This is a genomic window from Rhizobium sp. WYCCWR 11152, from assembly GCF_013087615.1.
GTDB lineage: Bacteria > Pseudomonadota > Alphaproteobacteria > Rhizobiales > Rhizobiaceae > Rhizobium > Rhizobium indicum.
In genome coordinates, this window is sequence record NZ_JABFCP010000006.1 from 759,387 (window position 1) to 775,657 (window position 16,271).

A 16,271-nucleotide genomic window follows, 5' to 3' on the forward strand; every position below is an offset into this window, starting at 1 on the left:
GAACGCAGGAGCCGGGCACCGGCTCTGACGACGCTCCGAGACAACAAACCGGCACGCTTTTCGCGCGTGCCCTCTCGAACACCGATGGCGGAAGACCGCCCTCGGCAATGCGTAAATGTCAAAAACTGGAGGCTGCAATGCTGAAATCCTTTAACAAGACGCTTCTGGGTGCGGCCTTGATCGGCGCATCCTTTGCTCCGCACGCTTTCGCCGAAACGACGCTGAACGCGCTGTTCATGGCGCAGGCCGCCTATAGCGAGGCCGATGTGCGCGCCATGACCGACGCCTTCGCCAAGGCGAACCCCGATATCAAGGTCAATCTCGAATTCGTTCCCTATGAAGGCCTGCACGACAAGACGGTGCTGGCGCAGGGTTCCGGCGGCGGTTACGACGTCGTCCTCTTCGACGTCATCTGGCCGGCCGAATACGCCACCAACAAGGTGCTGGTCGACGTCACCTCTCGCGTCACCGACGAGATGAAGAAGGGCGTGCTGCCGGGTGCCTGGACCACCGTGCAGTATGACGGCAAATATTACGGCATGCCGTGGATCCTCGACACCAAATATCTGTTCTATAACAAGGAAATCCTCGAAAAGGCCGGCATCGAGGCTCCGCCGAAAACCTGGGACGAGCTGACCGAGCAGGCAAAGACGATCAAGGACAAGGGCCTGCTCGCCACGCCGATCGCCTGGAGCTGGTCGCAGGCCGAAGCCGCGATCTGCGATTACACCACGCTCGTCAGCGCCTATGGCGGCGATTTCCTCAAGGACGGCAAGCCGGCCTTCCAGACCGGCGGCGGCCTCGATGCGCTGAAATACATGGTTTCGAGCTATTCCTCGGGCCTCACCAATCCGAACTCCAAGGAATTCCTGGAAGAGGACGTCCGCAAGGTCTTCGAAAACGGCGATGCCGCCTTCGCGCTGAACTGGACCTACATGTACAACATGGCCAACAATCCGAAGGACAGCAAGGTCGCGGGCAAGGTCGGCGTCGTGCCGGCGCCGGGTATTGCCGGCAAGAGCGAGGCTTCGGCCGTCAACGGCTCGATGGGCCTCGGCATCACCTCGGCCAGCCAGCATCCCGATGAGGCCTGGAAATACATTACCTTCATGACCTCGCAGGCGACGCAGAATGCCTATGCCAAACTCAGCCTGCCGATCTGGGCCTCCTCCTATGAGGACCCAGCCGTCACCAAGGGCCAAGAAGAGTTGATCTCCGCCGCCAAGATCGGCTTGGCCGCCATGTATCCGCGCCCGACGACGCCGAAATATCAGGAGCTCTCGACCGCGCTGCAGCAAGCGATCCAGGAATCGCTGCTCGGCCAGTCCTCTCCCGAGGACGCGCTGAAGTCGGCCGCCGACAATAGCGGCCTCTGATCAAGCATGAAGACCCGGGCGGCGTCTGCCGTCGCCCGGTCTCCAAACCTATAAAGAAGAAGGGTCGCCTTGATGTCGGGCACTTGGCTGACAACCCGCGCGTGGCTTTTGATGCTGCCGCTTCTCGTGGTCATGATTTCAGTCATTGGCTGGCCTCTGATCGATACCGTCGGCCTCTCCTTCACCGATGCCAAGCTCGTCGGCACGGAAGGAAACTTCGTCGGCATCGAGAATTATGCGAAGATGATCTCCGGCTCGAATTTCCAACGCACGCTTGTTACCACCGCATGGTTCGCGATCGTCTCGGTCGCCGCCGAAATGGTGATCGGCGTTCTGGCAGCCCTGCTGCTGAACCAGCAGTTTCGCGGCCGCACCGCGCTTCGCGCTCTGATGATCCTGCCCTGGGCGCTGCCGACCGTCGTCAACGCCACGCTCTGGCGGCTGATCTACAATCCGGAATACGGCGCGCTGAACGCCGCGCTCACTCAACTCGGCCTGCTGGAGGCCTACCGCTCCTGGCTCGGCGAACCGGGCACGGCGCTGGCGGCCCTCATCGTCGCCGATTGCTGGAAGAATTTCCCGCTGGTGGCGCTGATCGCTCTGGCCGCACTCCAGGCCGTGCCGCGCGACATCACCGCCGCCTCGCTGGTCGACGGCGCCGGCGCCTTCGCCCGCTTCCGTTTCGTCATCCTGCCCTATCTCGCCGGTCCATTGATGGTGGCCCTGGTGCTGCGCACGATCGAGGCCTTCAAAGTGTTCGACATCATCTGGGTCATGACCCGCGGCGGCCCGGCCAACAGCACGCGCACGCTGTCGATCCTCGTCTATCAGGAAGCCTTCTCCTTCCAGCGGGCGGGCTCCGGCGCATCGCTGGCTTTGATCGTCACGCTGCTGGTGACGCTGCTTGCTGCCGGCTACGCCGCTCTGGTGCGCAAAACGGCGGGGAGCGCTGCCTGATGGAACGCCAGAGCCCGCTTTTTTCCGCCTTCATCCATCTCTGCGCGCTGCTGCTTGCCGCCGTCATCCTGGCGCCGATCCTCTGGCTGTTCATCATGAGCATCTCGCCGGCCGCCGACCTTGCGGCAAAGCCGCTGCGCTGGTGGCCGCAGACGGCGGATTTCTCGCGCTACGGCATGCTGCTCTCGACGCTCGAAAACAGCGCCGGCGCCGCCTTCACCTCGTCGCTGCGAAACAGCATCGAGGTGGCGGGCATGGCGACGATCGCCGCCATTACGCTCGCCATTCCGGCCGGCTGGGCCGTGTCGCGCACGCCGTCCGTTGGCTGGTCGCTGTCAATGGTGATCGCCACTTACATGCTGCCGCCGGTAGCGCTCGCCGTGCCGCTCTATATGGGGCTTTCCCATCTCGGCATGCTGAACAACGTCTTCGGCCTCGCGCTCGTCTATCTCACCATCCTTGCGCCCTTCACCACTTGGCTGATGAAGTCGGGTTTCGATTCCATCCCGCGCGAAATCGAATCCGCCGCGATGATCGACGGCGCCGGCCTGTTCCAGACGCTCAGGATCATCACGCTGCCGCTGGCCGCCCCCGTGGTCGCGACGTCGAGCCTCTTTGCCTTCCTGCTTGCCTGGGATGAATTCTTCTATGCGCTGCTCTTCACCTCGGACCAACGCGCCAAGACGCTGACCGTCGCCATCGCCGATCTCGCCGGCGGCCGCGTTTCCGATTACGGACTGATCGCGACGGCAGGCGTGCTCGCCGCCCTGCCCCCGGTACTGATCGGTCTTCTCATGCAACGTGCCCTGATTTCGGGGCTCACCAGCGGCGGCGTCAAGGGATGAACATGACAGAAGAAAGAACCCGACCCGCCGGACTTGCGGCGATCGACCGCGAAATGGCGCGCCAGCATGCCGATGCCATCGCCTCCTATCAAGCGGCCCAGCCGATGGCGGTGAGGGCCGCCGCTTCGCTGAAGAAGACCGGCCGGCTGCTGCTCATCGGTATGGGCGGCTCGCATGCCGTCAACCGCGCCGTCGAGCCGCTCTACAGGACGCTCGGCATCGATGCCGTCGCTTTGCCGCTGTCCGAACAGCTCGGCCAGCCGCTGCCGATCGCCGGCAGGACGATCTTCGTCACCTCGCAATCCGGCGAAAGCGCCGAGGTCGTGCGTTGGTTCAACCAGACCGGCGGCACGGAAGAGACTTTCGGCCTGACACTCGAAGGCAATTCCTTCCTCGCAAGAACCGCCCCGTCGCTGGTGGGCAGCGGCGGCACCGAGCTTGCCTTCGCCGCGACCCGCAGCCTGACGGTGACTTTCGCCCTGCATCTGGCGATCCTTTCCGCCCTCGGCGAAGATCCTGACACCGCCCTTTCCGCCCTCAGGGCGCCGGAAGATCATGACATCGCCGCCGCTCTCTCGGCGCTCGAAAACGTCGCGACCATTGTCACGTCAGGCCGCCGGCTGCAGGGTATCGCCGAGGCGCTCGCGCTCGGATTGACCGAGCTGTCGCGCCGTCCCTGCTTCTCGCTCGAAGGCGGCCAACTGCGCCACGGTCCGATGGAGATGCTGGGGCCGGAAATCGGCGTCGTGCTGTTCCGCGGCCCGGACCAAACCACCGACCTGGTGACGGCAATGGCGATGTCCGCCGTCGAGACCGGCGCTCCGGTCATTGTGTTCGACGCCTCGGGCGAAGCGCCGGTCGCCGGCGCGGTGACGATCCGCTTTGCGCCTGCAACCGGTCTTGCCGCGATCTTCGCCATGCTGCCGGTCGCCCAGCGGCTGATGATCGCTTTTGCCGATGCCCGCGTGGAGAATGCGGGAACGCCGGTTCGATCCACCAAGATCACCCGGAGCGAATGAATGCGGCCGCTTGCAGTCATCGGCAACGTCAATGTCGACCTGATCCTTGGACCGGCCGCCCCCTGGCCGAAGGCCGGGACGGAAATCATCGTCGACCATGACGAGTTGCGGGTCGGCGGAGCCGCCGGCAACAGCGCGCTCGCCTGGCAAGCGCTCGGTGTCGAATTCGAGATCGCCGCCAATATCGGCAGTGATCAGTTCGGCCGCTGGCTGAGCGAAGCCTTCGGCCACCGTTCCGACAAGTGGCCGGTACGCCCTGAGAAAACGACGCTCTCCGTCGGCATCACCCATCCGGACGGCGAGCGCACCTTCTTCACAACGAGGGGCCACCTGCCGCGTTTCAGCCTGGCAGACGTCTTCGCCGCCATCGAAGGCGCAAGACTGCAGGGCGGCTACGCGCTTCTCTGCGGCTCGTTCCTGACCGACGATCTGACAAAAGAATACGGCAAATTCTTCGACTGGGCCGACAGTCATGACATCACCGTCGCGCTCGATACCGGCTGGCCGCTCGACGGCTGGACGGACGAGAATTGCGCGTCGACACGCGCCTGGCTCTCTCGGAGCGGCATCGCGCTGCTGAACGAGGTCGAATCGACGACACTTGCCGGCATCGCCGATCCGATCGAGGCCGCGCGTCACATCAGGTCGCATATGCCGGCGGGTGCGATTATCGTCGTCAAACGCGGCCCGGACGGCGCTCTCGCGATCGGGCCGGACGGCAGCTTGGTTTCGGTGGCAGCACCCGTTGTCGAGGTCGTCGATACGATCGGCGCCGGCGATGTCTTCAACGCCGCCTTTCTCGGCGCGCTCGCAAGCGGTGAGCCGCTGGTTTCCTGCCTGAAGGCTGGAACCGAGGTTGCCTCGCGCGCCATCTCCACGCTTCCCCGCACCTATGGCGGCCCCATATCTCTTCAGGAGCCCGTGCGATGAGCGCGCTCGAAATTCAAAACATCCGCAAGACCTATGGCGACGTCGAGACGCTGAAAGGCATCGACATCTCGTTGGAAAGCGGCGAGTTCCTGGTGCTGCTCGGCTCCTCCGGCTGCGGCAAGTCCACGCTGCTGAACATCATCGCCGGCCTTGCCGAGGCGACGAGCGGCGATGTCAGGATCGGCGGCCGCTCGGTGCTCGGCGTGCATCCGAAGGACCGCGACATCGCTATGGTCTTTCAATCCTACGCGCTCTATCCCAATCTGACGGTGCACCGGAACATCGGATTCGGCCTGGAAATGCGCAAGGTGCCGGCACAGCAGCGCGACAGGGCCGTACACGATGCCGCCAAGCTCCTGCAGATCGAAAACCTCCTCGACCGCAAGCCGAGCCAGCTTTCCGGCGGTCAGCGCCAGCGGGTCGCGATCGGCCGCGCTCTGGTGCGCAAACCTGAGGTATTCCTCTTCGACGAGCCGCTCTCCAACCTTGACGCCAAGCTGCGCATGGAGATGCGCACCGAGATCAAGCGGCTGCATCAGATGCTGAAGACCACGGTCGTCTACGTCACCCATGACCAGATCGAGGCGATGACCCTTGCAAGCCGCATCGCCGTCATGCGCGACGGCCGGATCGAGCAGCTGGGCACGCCGGAGGAGATCTACAACCATCCGGCAACGCTCTATGTCGCCACCTTCGTCGGCGCGCCGCCGATGAACCTGCTGAAGGCGACGGCGCGCGACGGTGGCCTGGCGCTTTCAGGCTCCGATGCGATCCTGCCCCTGCCCGCCCGTTTCCGCCAGGCGGCCGGCAATGGCCGCGACCTTATCCTGGGCATCCGTCCCGAGGCGCTTCGCACGGACGGCACAGGGCTGTCGATCGAGGCAACCCTTGAGGTCGCAGAGCTGACCGGCCCGGAACTCGTCGTCACCGCCCTTGCCGGAAATCAGCGCCTGATGGCCTGTCTGCCGCCACGCACACCGATCCGCGACAACGAGAAGCTCACCCTCTTTTTCGACGAGGAAGCAATGCATCTCTTCGACCCGGAAACCGGTCTCAGCTGCGGCCGTTAGAGCATGATGCCGAAAAGTGTGAGCGGTTTTCGGACGACATCATGCTCTCACTATTTAACTTAGAACAGGATTCAGATTTTAGGCCGACCCGGCCTAAAATCATCCTGTTCTAGAGCATGTCGCGCAAAAGTGTGCAGCGGTTTTGCGACAACGACATGCGTAAAAACAAGGACCTAAAGCGCGAGGAGCGAATCTGAAAGATCGCGACGCGCTTTAGCGACGGAACGCTATCCCCGACAGTTGTTCAATTCGCCGCGTCAGTAGGCTTCCGCTGGTAGACGTGAATATAGTCGACGAGCAGAATGGAAGGATTCGGCGTTTCATCGATCGGCCAACCCGAGCCGAGTGCCAGGTTCACCAGCGGATAGAACGGCATGTGGAATTCCTTCGGCGTGTCGAAGCTCCAGATGAACTGGCGGTCGAGGTAGAAGCTCGTCTTGTCGGCTTGGATATCGACGCCGTAGGTGTGATATTCGCTGTTCAGAATTCCGTCCTGGACGGTTTGCCAATGGCCGCCGGTCGTGTTCTGGCCGCCTTGGCTCTGACGCCAGATATGAAAGCCCATGCTGAATTCGTAGGGCGCGCGCCCATAATATTCGAGGACGTCGATCTCGGCGGTGTATTTCGACCGGTCGAGCCCGATAAGCCAGAAGGCTGGCCAGACGCCCTTGCCCGGCGGCAACTTCATCCGTGCTTCGAAATAACCGAATTGCTGCGAGAATCCTTCGCCTTTGGGGTTCACCGACGACAGCAGGCCCGAGCGCCAGGTTCCATCGGCCTCCTTGCGCGCTTCGATCTTCAGAATTCCCTGATCGGTGGTAAATGGAAAGCCGGGGGCCGGATCTGTGAAACGGGCGTCACCGAAATCGCCGTTCCAGGGGGTATGGGCGATCCAGCGGGAGCTTTTCTCTCCCCAGGCCGAGACGTCGAGGCTGTCGAAACTCTCCTCGAACGTCAGCTGGTAGGCATTGATATTGAGTGGTTCCTGAGCCACGCTGGGTTGGCCGGGCAACGCCCCCAGACCAAGAACGATAAGCAAGCCCAGGGCCTTAGAAGATATCCCGTAACGCATTCTGCTCCTCCGAAAACGCCAAACCAATCGTTGGGCTGCACTTGTCTCGATCATGAGATGAGAACTCCGTTTCGTCGCGGCATGAGCCTTTGGACGACGATGGTCTCGATGCCGTCGGGCCTTCCGACAACCTGCCAAACGAGCAGCGCGAAGGCCCAGAAGATCGCCACTGCCGCCCCGCCGCAAAGCGCCAGGCTGACGATAAGGTTGAGGCCGACAGGCATGGCGGCGAGCATCGGCTCCATCCACAGCAGGAAAACGATCATCGGCACGCTCGCGGCCAGAGGCCTTAAAAAGGCGTGCAATTGAGCGGCAAACGTCGCGCCGATCAGCCGCCGCGTGATGATCAGCGATGCGGCATAGGCGACAAGCACCGCCACGATCCGCGCGCCCAGTGCTCCTGCCACCTGAAAATAGACAATGCCCAGGATGGTGACCGGAACCCTGACGGCGAACTCGGCAAACATCCTGAGAGCGAGATAACGGGTTTTGTTCAGGACCATAGCCAAGGGCGGCATCATGTTCGTCGGAAGACCGAGCAGACTGCCGATGCACAACCACTGCAGAATCGGCGCGGCGGATGCCCATTTCTCGCCGACGATGATCCGCACGGCCGGCTCGGCAAGCAAAGCGAGCGCGATGAGGATGGGCGCTGCCACGAAGGTGATCGCGTTCGTCGCCTTCAGATAGGCAGCGATCAGATTGCGACGGTCATCGACGGTCGAGAATGCCGCCATCAGCGGACGCAACAATGGCCCGACGAAAGTCTGGTATGGAATACCCGCGATATTGTCGGCGACGCTGAAGGCGCCGAAAGTCGACAAGCCGGTAAAGCGCGGCAAAAGCAGCCGATCCAGTTGCCAGTTGATCGAACTCAGCACCTGCGAGACGGTGTTCCAGCTGATCATGTCCTGAAAGTGTTTCCACTCGGAAAGACTGAACCTCGGTCGCATCGGCGCAAAGACATAGGAGGTGATCGCCGCGGCGGTCGGGCCTGCAACCGCGCCGATCGCCAGTCCCCAATAGCTGCCGGTCGCAACCGCCACCCCGACACCGAACAGCAGTGTCGACCCCTTGGTGATGAGATCGAGTGCGAATTCGCGTTTGAAATCGAACCGCTGCATGAACAGAACCATGCGCGGGCTGATCACACTGCGCATGGCAGGCGCAATCGAGAGCACGGCGACGAGAGAGAAAAGCCGGGAATCGTCATAGATCAAAGCCATCGGCCAGGAGATGATCATCATCAGCATGCTGATGGCCACGCCTCGAAGCAGGCTGAGGGTAAGGGCGGTGGCAAACATATCGTCCGAGGGCGACGGTTGGCGCATCAGGGCCTGCGTCAGCGGCAGGTCCAGGATTGTCTCGACGATGATCAGAACCGAGGTCGCGATGGCGACAAGGCCGAAATCCGCCGGGCTCAAAAGCCTTGCGAGGATCAGGAGGCTGACGAAATCGAGCAGTCGCGCCAGAAACTTTCCGCTGATGGTCCAGATACTCGCCGTCGCCGTCCTCTGAGATACGCTTGACATGATCTATTTTCTATTCCTCGTCGACAGTTTCGGTCGCAGCGGCAAGACGGGCAGCTCCGTTCCTTGCCCTCAGCCTGGCCGCCTTCTGAAGACCTCGGCGGATCGGTCGCCATGGTTGGTCAGTTGCTGCTCGATCAGGCTGGACAGACGGTCGCGGAAGACGGCGGAAGAGAATTTCAGCGAGTGCGCGCGGATGGCATGCGGATCGATATCGTCCTCCACCTCTTCGAACGCCGCCATCGTTTCCAACAGAGCTTCCGTGGTCTGCTGCGCGAAGCGAAACCCAACCTGCGGCGAGGAAACGGTTTCCCTGGCGCCGCCGGCGTCGAAAGCCAGAACCGGCCGTCCTGATGCCATGGCCTCCACCGGCAGGATGCCGAAATCCTCCGTGCCCGGAAACAACAGGGCACGGCATCGAGACAGGTGGTCGCGCAGAACGTTGAAGGGCTGATGGCCGAGGAACTGGACGGTCGGTCCGGCGATCGACTTCAGATAGGCCAATTGATCGCCCTCGCCGATCACGACCAGTTTTCTGCCTGCCTCGGTGCAGGCGCGAACGGCGATATCCGGCCGCTTGTAGGTGGTCAGCTGTCCTGCATAGAGATAGAATTCGCCCTTCCCCTTCCCCACCGCAAAATCGTCGGTCGCAACCGGCGGATGGATGACGATGGATTCCCGGTCGTAGAAGCGGCGGATGCGGCTTGCGACATAATCGGAATTGGCAACGAACACATCGACCCGCGAGGAGGTCGTCACGTCCCAGGCGCGCAACATGGGTGCGGTGATCGACATCATTGCGCGACCCACCCAGGGCAGGCCATGGCGGTAGACATGGAACTGATCCCAGATGTAGCGCATCGGCGAATGGCAGTAGCAGACATGCAGGGCGTCAGCGCGCGTGATGATGCCCTTGGCGGGTCCGGATTCGCTCGACAGCACGAGGTCGTAATCCTGCAGATCGAACTGCTCGAGCGCGAAGGGCATCAGCGGCAACATCTTGGTATAATGCCGCTTTGCACCGGGGATCTTCTGCAGGAAGGATGTGCGAATGTTCCGCGTCTTCAGAAAATCACTGATGCGATCCCGGTTGCAGACGAGGGTGAAGATGTCAGCCTGCGGAAACATGCGGCACAGCTCTTCGACGACCTTCTCGCCACCGCGCATCGAGACGAGCCAATAATGCACGATGGCGACGCGAAGCTGCTTGGTATCGCCCACGCTTCCGGCATCAGTGACACGTCTTTTCGCCATGACAGGCGCATCGCCGAGAAATGCCCTCGCGTCGGGAAGAGAGGTTGTTGCCTTAAGGGTCAACTCAATACTCCTTGTATCGCCACACCGTCTGTCAGCTCGGGAACCGCATTCGTCGAAATCAGGCTGTGGTATTCGGAAAGAAGCGCGTCACGCCATTCCTCGTGTGTCGACGCAAGATCCGGCGACAGCCGGAAAGCCCGCTCGCTCATGGCGCGGACCTCGTGCCTCGGCATTTGGCTAAATCGCGTCAAAGTATCGGCAAAGGCGCTTTCGTCAGCCGTATCGCAGGCGATCGCCATGCCGGCTCTTTGCATTTCTTCGGCAAGAAAGGCGCTGCGCGACATGATGACCGGCAGACCGCTCCTGGCCGCTTCGATAGCGACGAGGCCGAATGGCTCGGGATAGCGAGACGGCATCAACAGTGCACGCGCCTTGCGGATGGTCGGGCCGATCTCCGCATGCGACTGCCAGCCGAGGGCCCTGACGTGATCTCCCGAAGCCGCAACCAGCGGCATCAGCGGCCCGTCCCCGATCACGCAGAGCCTGACGCCGGCTTTGCGCGTGGCGGCCACGGCGTCCTCTATGCCCTTCTCTTCGTCCAGCCGCCCGATGAAGACGAACTCTTCGTTGGCCTCCGCCTCGATGCGCTTGATGGAGAGCGGAGCGACGGGATTGCGGATCGTCGTCAGTCGCTCGGGCCGATATCCGGCGCCGACGAGGAAGCTTGCCATCTTCTCGTGCAGCAGGATGATGCGACCGAAATCGGCCTGATCCTTCAGCCGCCGGAGGATATTGGAGCCGCGGGCAACCCGCCACAATTTGTGCGAATAACTTCTCTTGTCGCAGGCCGTCGCAATGCAGCCTCCGCCGAGCGGGCGTCGAAGGCAGACCTCCTGCGCCTGATAGTCGAAGAAAGCGCCGTTGGGGCAGGCTGTGAAGAAATCATGCGCGTGCACCACGCATCGTCTGGCGACCGGCATCAACGCCCTGAAAATCGCCGGAGACAGGATCTGGTGCCAGCCATGCACATGGTAGACAGTGTTGGCGGTGTCGTTTGCGGCAATCCAGTTCGCGACCATGCGGACGGCGGCGCCATTGTGAATGCCGGTCACGAAAGCCTTCGCACGCTCGGCACTGAGCAGATCGCGGCTGTTCAGCCCGACCATTGAGACCCCGAGTGCGACGAGCTCCGCATTGGCGGCGTCATCTCCGCAGATATAGGTCACGGGGATGTCGAGGCCCCGAAAAAGCTTGGCGGACAGCACCGCCAGCGCCGTCGCACCACCTCTGGCCACCGAATAGTCGTCGATGATGACCACGCGATCAATCTTTGTCGTGCCGGGGCCGGGAAACCGGCCGACGTTTGCGGCGGATCGGAGGGCCTCGGGAAGCGACGGGCGCATCACTTCACCGAAACTGCGCCGTTGGCACAGGCCTCCAGCGCCTTGCGGTTGAGGATGCGGATCTTGCCCTGGCCCCCGTCGATGATCTTGCCTTCACGCAGGCGCCGCAGGCATTGATTGACCTTCTCGCGGGACGCCGGCAGCGTCGCGGCCAGATCATTTTGCGAGATGATCAGTTCGTCACCGCTGTTTGCCGTATCTTTTCCATAAACAGTGGAGAGCCGCAGCAGCGTGCTGGCCAGCCTCGACTGCAGGCTCGACGCCGCATTCGCAATGATCCGGAGTTCAAGCTCTGAAATACGCGCCAGCGCCCTGGAGAAGACCTTTTCGCGAAAGCAGGGATCGCTGGCGTACATGTCGCGCAGCAGCCGGCCTTCGAAGAAATGCAACTCGCAGGCGGAACCGGCGCGGTATTCGAGACTCAACGTCTGCCTGCGCAGAACCTCGAGCTCGCCGATGAGGCCGGATTTCGGAATGATCTCGACGATGAATTCCCTGCCGTCGGGCAGCATCGTACTTGCGCTGACCACCCCCGAATGCACGCGCGCGAACGTATCGACGAGGACGCCGGCCCCGGCGATGATCTCGCCGCGCCGGAAACGCCGGACGCTCGACCGGCAGGAAAGGAATTCGTCGTCGATGACGATGCGGCTGTTCAGATGAATGCCGCCGTTAGCCGATATCGCCGCCTTGCCGATGCCGGCCCTGCGATCTGATGCGTGTGTCGCCCCATCCATGCGCATAACTCCACTCGATAACCATAGGCAATGCTGCACTGCATCATTTATATTGTCTTAATATGAGAGTCAAATAACATCACGGAGATATGAACGTAAAGATAAAGTATACATTTAACTTCAAAACAAAATATACACCGTAAAAAGGACCAAAAACCTCAAAAAAGCCAAAAAACAGCCACGCGATCGAAGATCGCTGCCTATTAAAATGGCTTACTGAATAAAAAGCGGCAATAATCAAAGTGATGATATCAAAACTGATAAATAGGCGTCAGCGGATAATCACCACGAATTAGATTAGATTGTCGTTTTAAATGAAAATAAGGCCATCAAAGTGTATTCCGAATTCTCGATTGCCCGTTAGTAGCATAAAGAATTTGTTAAGGATTATGACCTTGGTAACAGACAACCAGAGTGCGGCGCAGCAAACTTTGAACGGTTCTTAATCGGAATATTTTGGAGACCACCCATGACATGGGAAGCACATAGTTTCGAGGCTTGGTCGCGTGTCGGACGGTCCGCGAAAGGCGCCGATCTTCATTCGTCCCGGCCTCGTGCGGCAGGCAGATCGTCGAAGCGCGCGCTAGACCTTGTCATCGCCGTCACGGCGCTGATCCTGCTTTCGCCGCTTCTGTTGATCGTCGCAATGATCGTGAAGATGAGCGACCGCGGCCCGGTTTTCTATTCCCATACGCGCATCGGCGTCGGCGGAGCACCGTTCGGATGCCTCAAGTTTCGCACGATGAAGACCAACGCAAGTGCTCAGCTTGCCGAATTGCTGCAAAACAACCCGGCTGCGCGAAGCGAATGGGAAGAGACACGCAAGCTGAAGGACGATCCGAGGATCACGGCCGTCGGTGATATCCTCAGGCGGTCGAGCATCGACGAGCTTCCCCAACTGATCAATATCGTGCGTGGCGACATGAGCCTTGTCGGCCCCCGGCCGATCACGGCCGAGGAATTGCCGCGCTACGGCGAGCATATATGGGCCTACATGGCCGTCCGCCCGGGCCTGACCGGTCACTGGCAGACCAGCGGGCGCAATGATGTCAGTTACGAGTACCGGGTTTCCCTCGACGTTCACTATCTCAACAATTGGTCGCTCGGCCGGGACTTCATCATCATTGCCAAGACCATTCCCGCTCTGTTTTCGCAGCGTGGCTCGTATTGAGCATTCATGGGGAGAGCCGCCGATCATGCCTGGAATCGGAAGACACGCTACTCCCCCGTCCCTCCAAGCTGCCACTACCCGGTTACTCCGTGATCTCGCCATTTTGGATTAGGACGACATGACCTCAAGCACGATCTTCAGCGGTGTTTCTCCGATATCTCTGCCTGCCGCAGCCACCGGCGGGAATTCGCCGCTCACCTTGCGGGATATGCTCTTCTTTCTCAGAATGCGCTGGCTGTGGATTGCGGCGACGACTTTCGCTTTCCTTGTAATGGCAGGGAGCTACGTGCTGACCGCCGAACCGACGTTCGTTGCCAACACGCAACTTGTGATCGTCCCCCAGGTCAGCGGCTCCGAAGCACAGAGGGCTTTCGCGGAAGACGCGTTCATCGAGGGACAGTTGGAGATCGCCAAATCCAGCGATGTCGTCGGTGGAACGGTAACGGCACTTGGTCTCGATACCGATCCTGACTTTGTCGATCAGACGCCTTCGCTGCAGGATAGGGCAAAGAACTGGTTGATGGGGGTTTCTTCCGAACCGGAAACGGCATCGCAGGAAGCGGCAGGCCCAGGACCGCGTGACACACAGCCGCAACAGCAGATCGAGGACGGGCGGATCCACGATCGGGCGGTCGCCACGCTGCTGAACATGATGGGAGTACGCCGGATCGGGAGTTCGACGATCATCGAGATATCGGCTGCGGCGTCGACCCCGCAGCAGGCCGTCGATATCGCCGACACGCTGGCCAGGCAGTATATCCAGAAGAATATCGCGATGAAGGCCAATGCGTCCCGGCAATACAGCGAATGGCTGACCAGATTCGTAAGCGAGCAGCAGCGCGGACTGGCCGAAGCTGCCAGTGCCCTGGCCAGCTTCACGAGCAATCCGCGCGATCAGTTCAAGCTTGCGGAGCTGCAGAGCGCGACTGACGCCCGCCGCACCCTCTATGAAAATACCTTGAATCAGCTGACCGAAGCCAGGCAGCGCATCACCTACCCGGTGTCGGATGCCACGATCGTCTCTCGGGCCACCCTGCCTCTTTCGAAAGCCAGACCACGCAGCACGCTCATTATCGCCTTTGCGGCGGCGGTTGGTCTTGGCGTCGGCTTCGCACTCGCCATGATAAGGCACGCCGGCGATCGCCGGATCGTCCGGCCCCATCAGATCGCGGAAGCCGGTGGGCTGCCCTTTGTCACTTTGCTGGCGACATCGAGGACCCGCAATGGTTCCTCTGCGCGTTTCCTCGCCGCCGGTACCGGCAGCAGCGGCACCGCAGCCGCCTATCCTATTATTCCAGGCATGGCGGAGCTGAGCGCGACAGTCGTTGGTCTTCGGCGCAAACGCCGGGTCGTCATTGGAATCGTCGCCGTCAATCCCGGCAGCGGGGCATCGACCATAGCATGCGAACTTGCGGTGCTCTCGTCGATATCAGGAGCGCAGACGCTGCTGATCGATGCCGCTGCGCAGAAATCGTCGCTCAGCAAATCGATCGCACCCCATAGTTCCACAGGCCTCGTCGATGTTCTCGACAATGGCGAACTGATCCAGACGGCGGCATTGCCCCTCACCCCGACGCTGAAATTCCTACCCCTCGGCAAAGTCGAAGCGGTGACGCCGGCCATTCGCCTTAGTTCCCGCCGCACGCAGTTGAGCTTCGCCGACCTGAAAAAGGAGTTCGACGCCATATTCGTCGACATTTCCGCATTCTCTGCTTCGCCGGATGCCAATGCGATCGCGCCGGAACTGGACGGTGTCCTCGTGGTCACGTCGCACGGACACACCTCGATCGACGATACCATGCACGTCATCGAGACCCTGCGGAATATCGGCGCGGAGATCCTCGGCGCGATCATCAACCATGCACCGAAAAGAATAGAGTCATGACTTCACCTTCGGCAGAAGCAACCAGGCAGGACAGCCCGATCGGACCGGCGCCTGTTCCTTGCGGCGCTGAAGCCATGGCGGGCCGCGCGCGCCGCCCATTGCGACTGGCTGTGGGGATTGCTTCGGCAGGCCGCCCCTCGATACTCAAGGAGACCGTCGATTATCTGACCGCCCTGCCGGACCAGGCCGAGCGGCTGATCGTCTGCGTGCCCGTGATCGACGACGCCGCCGGCCTCGCCGACCGTCTCGATGTGGAAGTCATCGTCGGCAGCCGTGGCCTGACCTCCCAGCGCAACAGGATCATCCAGGCGGCCGCCGCCGATACGGATATTCTGATCTTCCTGGATGACGACTTTATTCCCGCCGCGACCTTCCTGTCGCGGATGGCGGCTGTCTTTGCAGCAAACCCCGACGTGGCGATCGCCACTGGCGAAGTCCTGGCCGACGGCATCCTCGATGGCGGCCTCAGCATGTCAAAGGCTTTGAAGGTTCTTGAAACTGCGGGCGAAAGGGCCGGGCATGTGACGGAGGTCTATAACGCCTACGGATGCAACATGGCGGTTCGCCTTTCACCCGTTGTCGAGCACGCGCTGACCTTTGACGAAAAGCTGCCGCTCTACGGCTGGCTCGAAGATGTCGATTTCAGCCGGTCCATCGCCCGCCACGGCAGGTCCGTGCGTGTCGAAGGCGCTCGCGGCGTGCATCTCGGCGTCAGATCCGGGCGCCAGCCCGGCCGAAGACTCGGCTATTCGCAAGTTGCCAATCCTGTCTACCTGATCCGGAAGGGCACGATGTCGAAGGGCCGTGCTGTCGCACAGATCGGCCGCAACATCCTGGCGAATACGCGGGGCCTATTATTCAATGACCGCTTGATCGACCGATGGGGACGCTTGAACGGCAATTTGCTGGCGCTTTCCGACCTTCTTGTCGGCCGCGTCTCTCCGTCCCGCATCCTGGAATTCGGCAATCCCGCGCCGCGCGAGATGCCTTCGCCGTCGATCACAACGAAACGGAGATAGC

14 protein-coding genes are annotated in these 16,271 nt (G+C 61.4%); 9 read left to right on the forward strand and 5 right to left on the reverse strand.

Translation table 11 applies throughout. The features are described from left to right. Positions 1-137: 137 nt before the first annotated feature. The 6 genes from G9X67_RS09575 (at position 138) to ugpC (ending at position 6,197) form a co-directional block, all read left to right on the forward strand. Positions 138-1,376, forward strand: coding sequence for an extracellular solute-binding protein (locus G9X67_RS09575; protein WP_138330157.1), 1,239 nt, complete (start codon positions 138-140; stop codon positions 1,374-1,376). Between the two features lie 72 nt (positions 1,377-1,448). Continuing rightward, on the forward strand, positions 1,449-2,333 hold the full coding sequence (locus tag G9X67_RS09580; protein WP_138330156.1) for a sugar ABC transporter permease: 885 nt from the start codon (positions 1,449-1,451) through the stop codon (positions 2,331-2,333). Next, complete coding sequence (locus G9X67_RS09585) at positions 2,333-3,178, forward strand: carbohydrate ABC transporter permease (RefSeq protein WP_138330155.1); 846 nt, start codon at positions 2,333-2,335, stop codon at positions 3,176-3,178. The genes G9X67_RS09580 and G9X67_RS09585 overlap by 1 nt, the downstream gene beginning before the upstream one ends. Then, entirely contained in the window at positions 3,175-4,197 is a 1,023-nt protein-coding gene (locus G9X67_RS09590; RefSeq protein WP_138330154.1) for an SIS domain-containing protein, read from the forward strand. The genes G9X67_RS09585 and G9X67_RS09590 overlap by 4 nt, the downstream gene beginning before the upstream one ends. After that, the gene (locus tag G9X67_RS09595; RefSeq protein ID WP_138330153.1) at positions 4,198-5,127 is read left to right on the forward strand and encodes a PfkB family carbohydrate kinase; all 930 of its coding nucleotides are present in this window, start codon (positions 4,198-4,200) and stop codon (positions 5,125-5,127) included. Beyond that, positions 5,124-6,197 (forward strand): sn-glycerol-3-phosphate ABC transporter ATP-binding protein UgpC, encoded by a 1,074-nt coding sequence (gene ugpC / locus G9X67_RS09600; protein WP_138330152.1) that lies wholly within the window; start codon positions 5,124-5,126, stop codon positions 6,195-6,197. Before G9X67_RS09595 ends, ugpC begins: the two co-directional genes overlap by 4 nt. A gap of 244 nt (positions 6,198-6,441) precedes the next feature. Here the strand turns inward: ugpC and G9X67_RS09605 are convergent, their stop codons facing one another. From G9X67_RS09605 to G9X67_RS09625, 5 genes are all read right to left on the reverse strand, one after another. Continuing rightward, positions 6,442-7,269 (reverse strand): glycoside hydrolase family 16 protein, encoded by an 828-nt coding sequence (locus tag G9X67_RS09605; protein WP_171598592.1) that lies wholly within the window; start codon positions 7,267-7,269, stop codon positions 6,442-6,444. Positions 7,270-7,319: 50 nt separating this feature from the next. Then, entirely contained in the window at positions 7,320-8,801 is a 1,482-nt protein-coding gene (locus G9X67_RS09610) for a lipopolysaccharide biosynthesis protein (protein WP_171598560.1), read from the reverse strand. Between the two features lie 69 nt (positions 8,802-8,870). Next, positions 8,871-10,115, reverse strand: a complete 1,245-nt coding sequence (locus G9X67_RS09615; RefSeq protein WP_171598561.1) for a glycosyltransferase family 4 protein — start codon at positions 10,113-10,115, stop codon at positions 8,871-8,873. Continuing rightward, positions 10,112-11,461 carry a glycosyltransferase gene (locus G9X67_RS09620; protein ID WP_171598562.1) on the reverse strand — a complete coding sequence of 450 codons (1,350 nt, stop codon included), beginning with the start codon at positions 11,459-11,461 and terminating at the stop codon, positions 10,112-10,114. The genes G9X67_RS09615 and G9X67_RS09620 overlap by 4 nt, the downstream gene beginning before the upstream one ends. Further along, entirely contained in the window at positions 11,458-12,195 is a 738-nt protein-coding gene (locus G9X67_RS09625) for a Crp/Fnr family transcriptional regulator (RefSeq protein WP_138330147.1), read from the reverse strand. Before G9X67_RS09625 ends, G9X67_RS09620 begins: the two co-directional genes overlap by 4 nt. Positions 12,196-12,664: 469 nt before the next feature. On the opposite strand from G9X67_RS09625, the gene G9X67_RS09630 reads away from it, so the two are divergent. The 3 genes from G9X67_RS09630 (at position 12,665) to G9X67_RS09640 (ending at position 16,270) form a co-directional block, all read left to right on the forward strand. After that, on the forward strand, positions 12,665-13,366 hold the full coding sequence (locus G9X67_RS09630; RefSeq protein WP_011653258.1) for a sugar transferase: 702 nt from the start codon (positions 12,665-12,667) through the stop codon (positions 13,364-13,366). A gap of 118 nt (positions 13,367-13,484) precedes the next feature. Further along, on the forward strand, positions 13,485-15,251 hold the full coding sequence (locus G9X67_RS09635; protein ID WP_171598563.1) for a GNVR domain-containing protein: 1,767 nt from the start codon (positions 13,485-13,487) through the stop codon (positions 15,249-15,251). Beyond that, complete coding sequence (locus G9X67_RS09640) at positions 15,248-16,270, forward strand: glycosyltransferase (RefSeq protein ID WP_171598564.1); 1,023 nt, start codon at positions 15,248-15,250, stop codon at positions 16,268-16,270. Before G9X67_RS09635 ends, G9X67_RS09640 begins: the two co-directional genes overlap by 4 nt. Position 16,271: the final 1 nt, after the last annotated feature.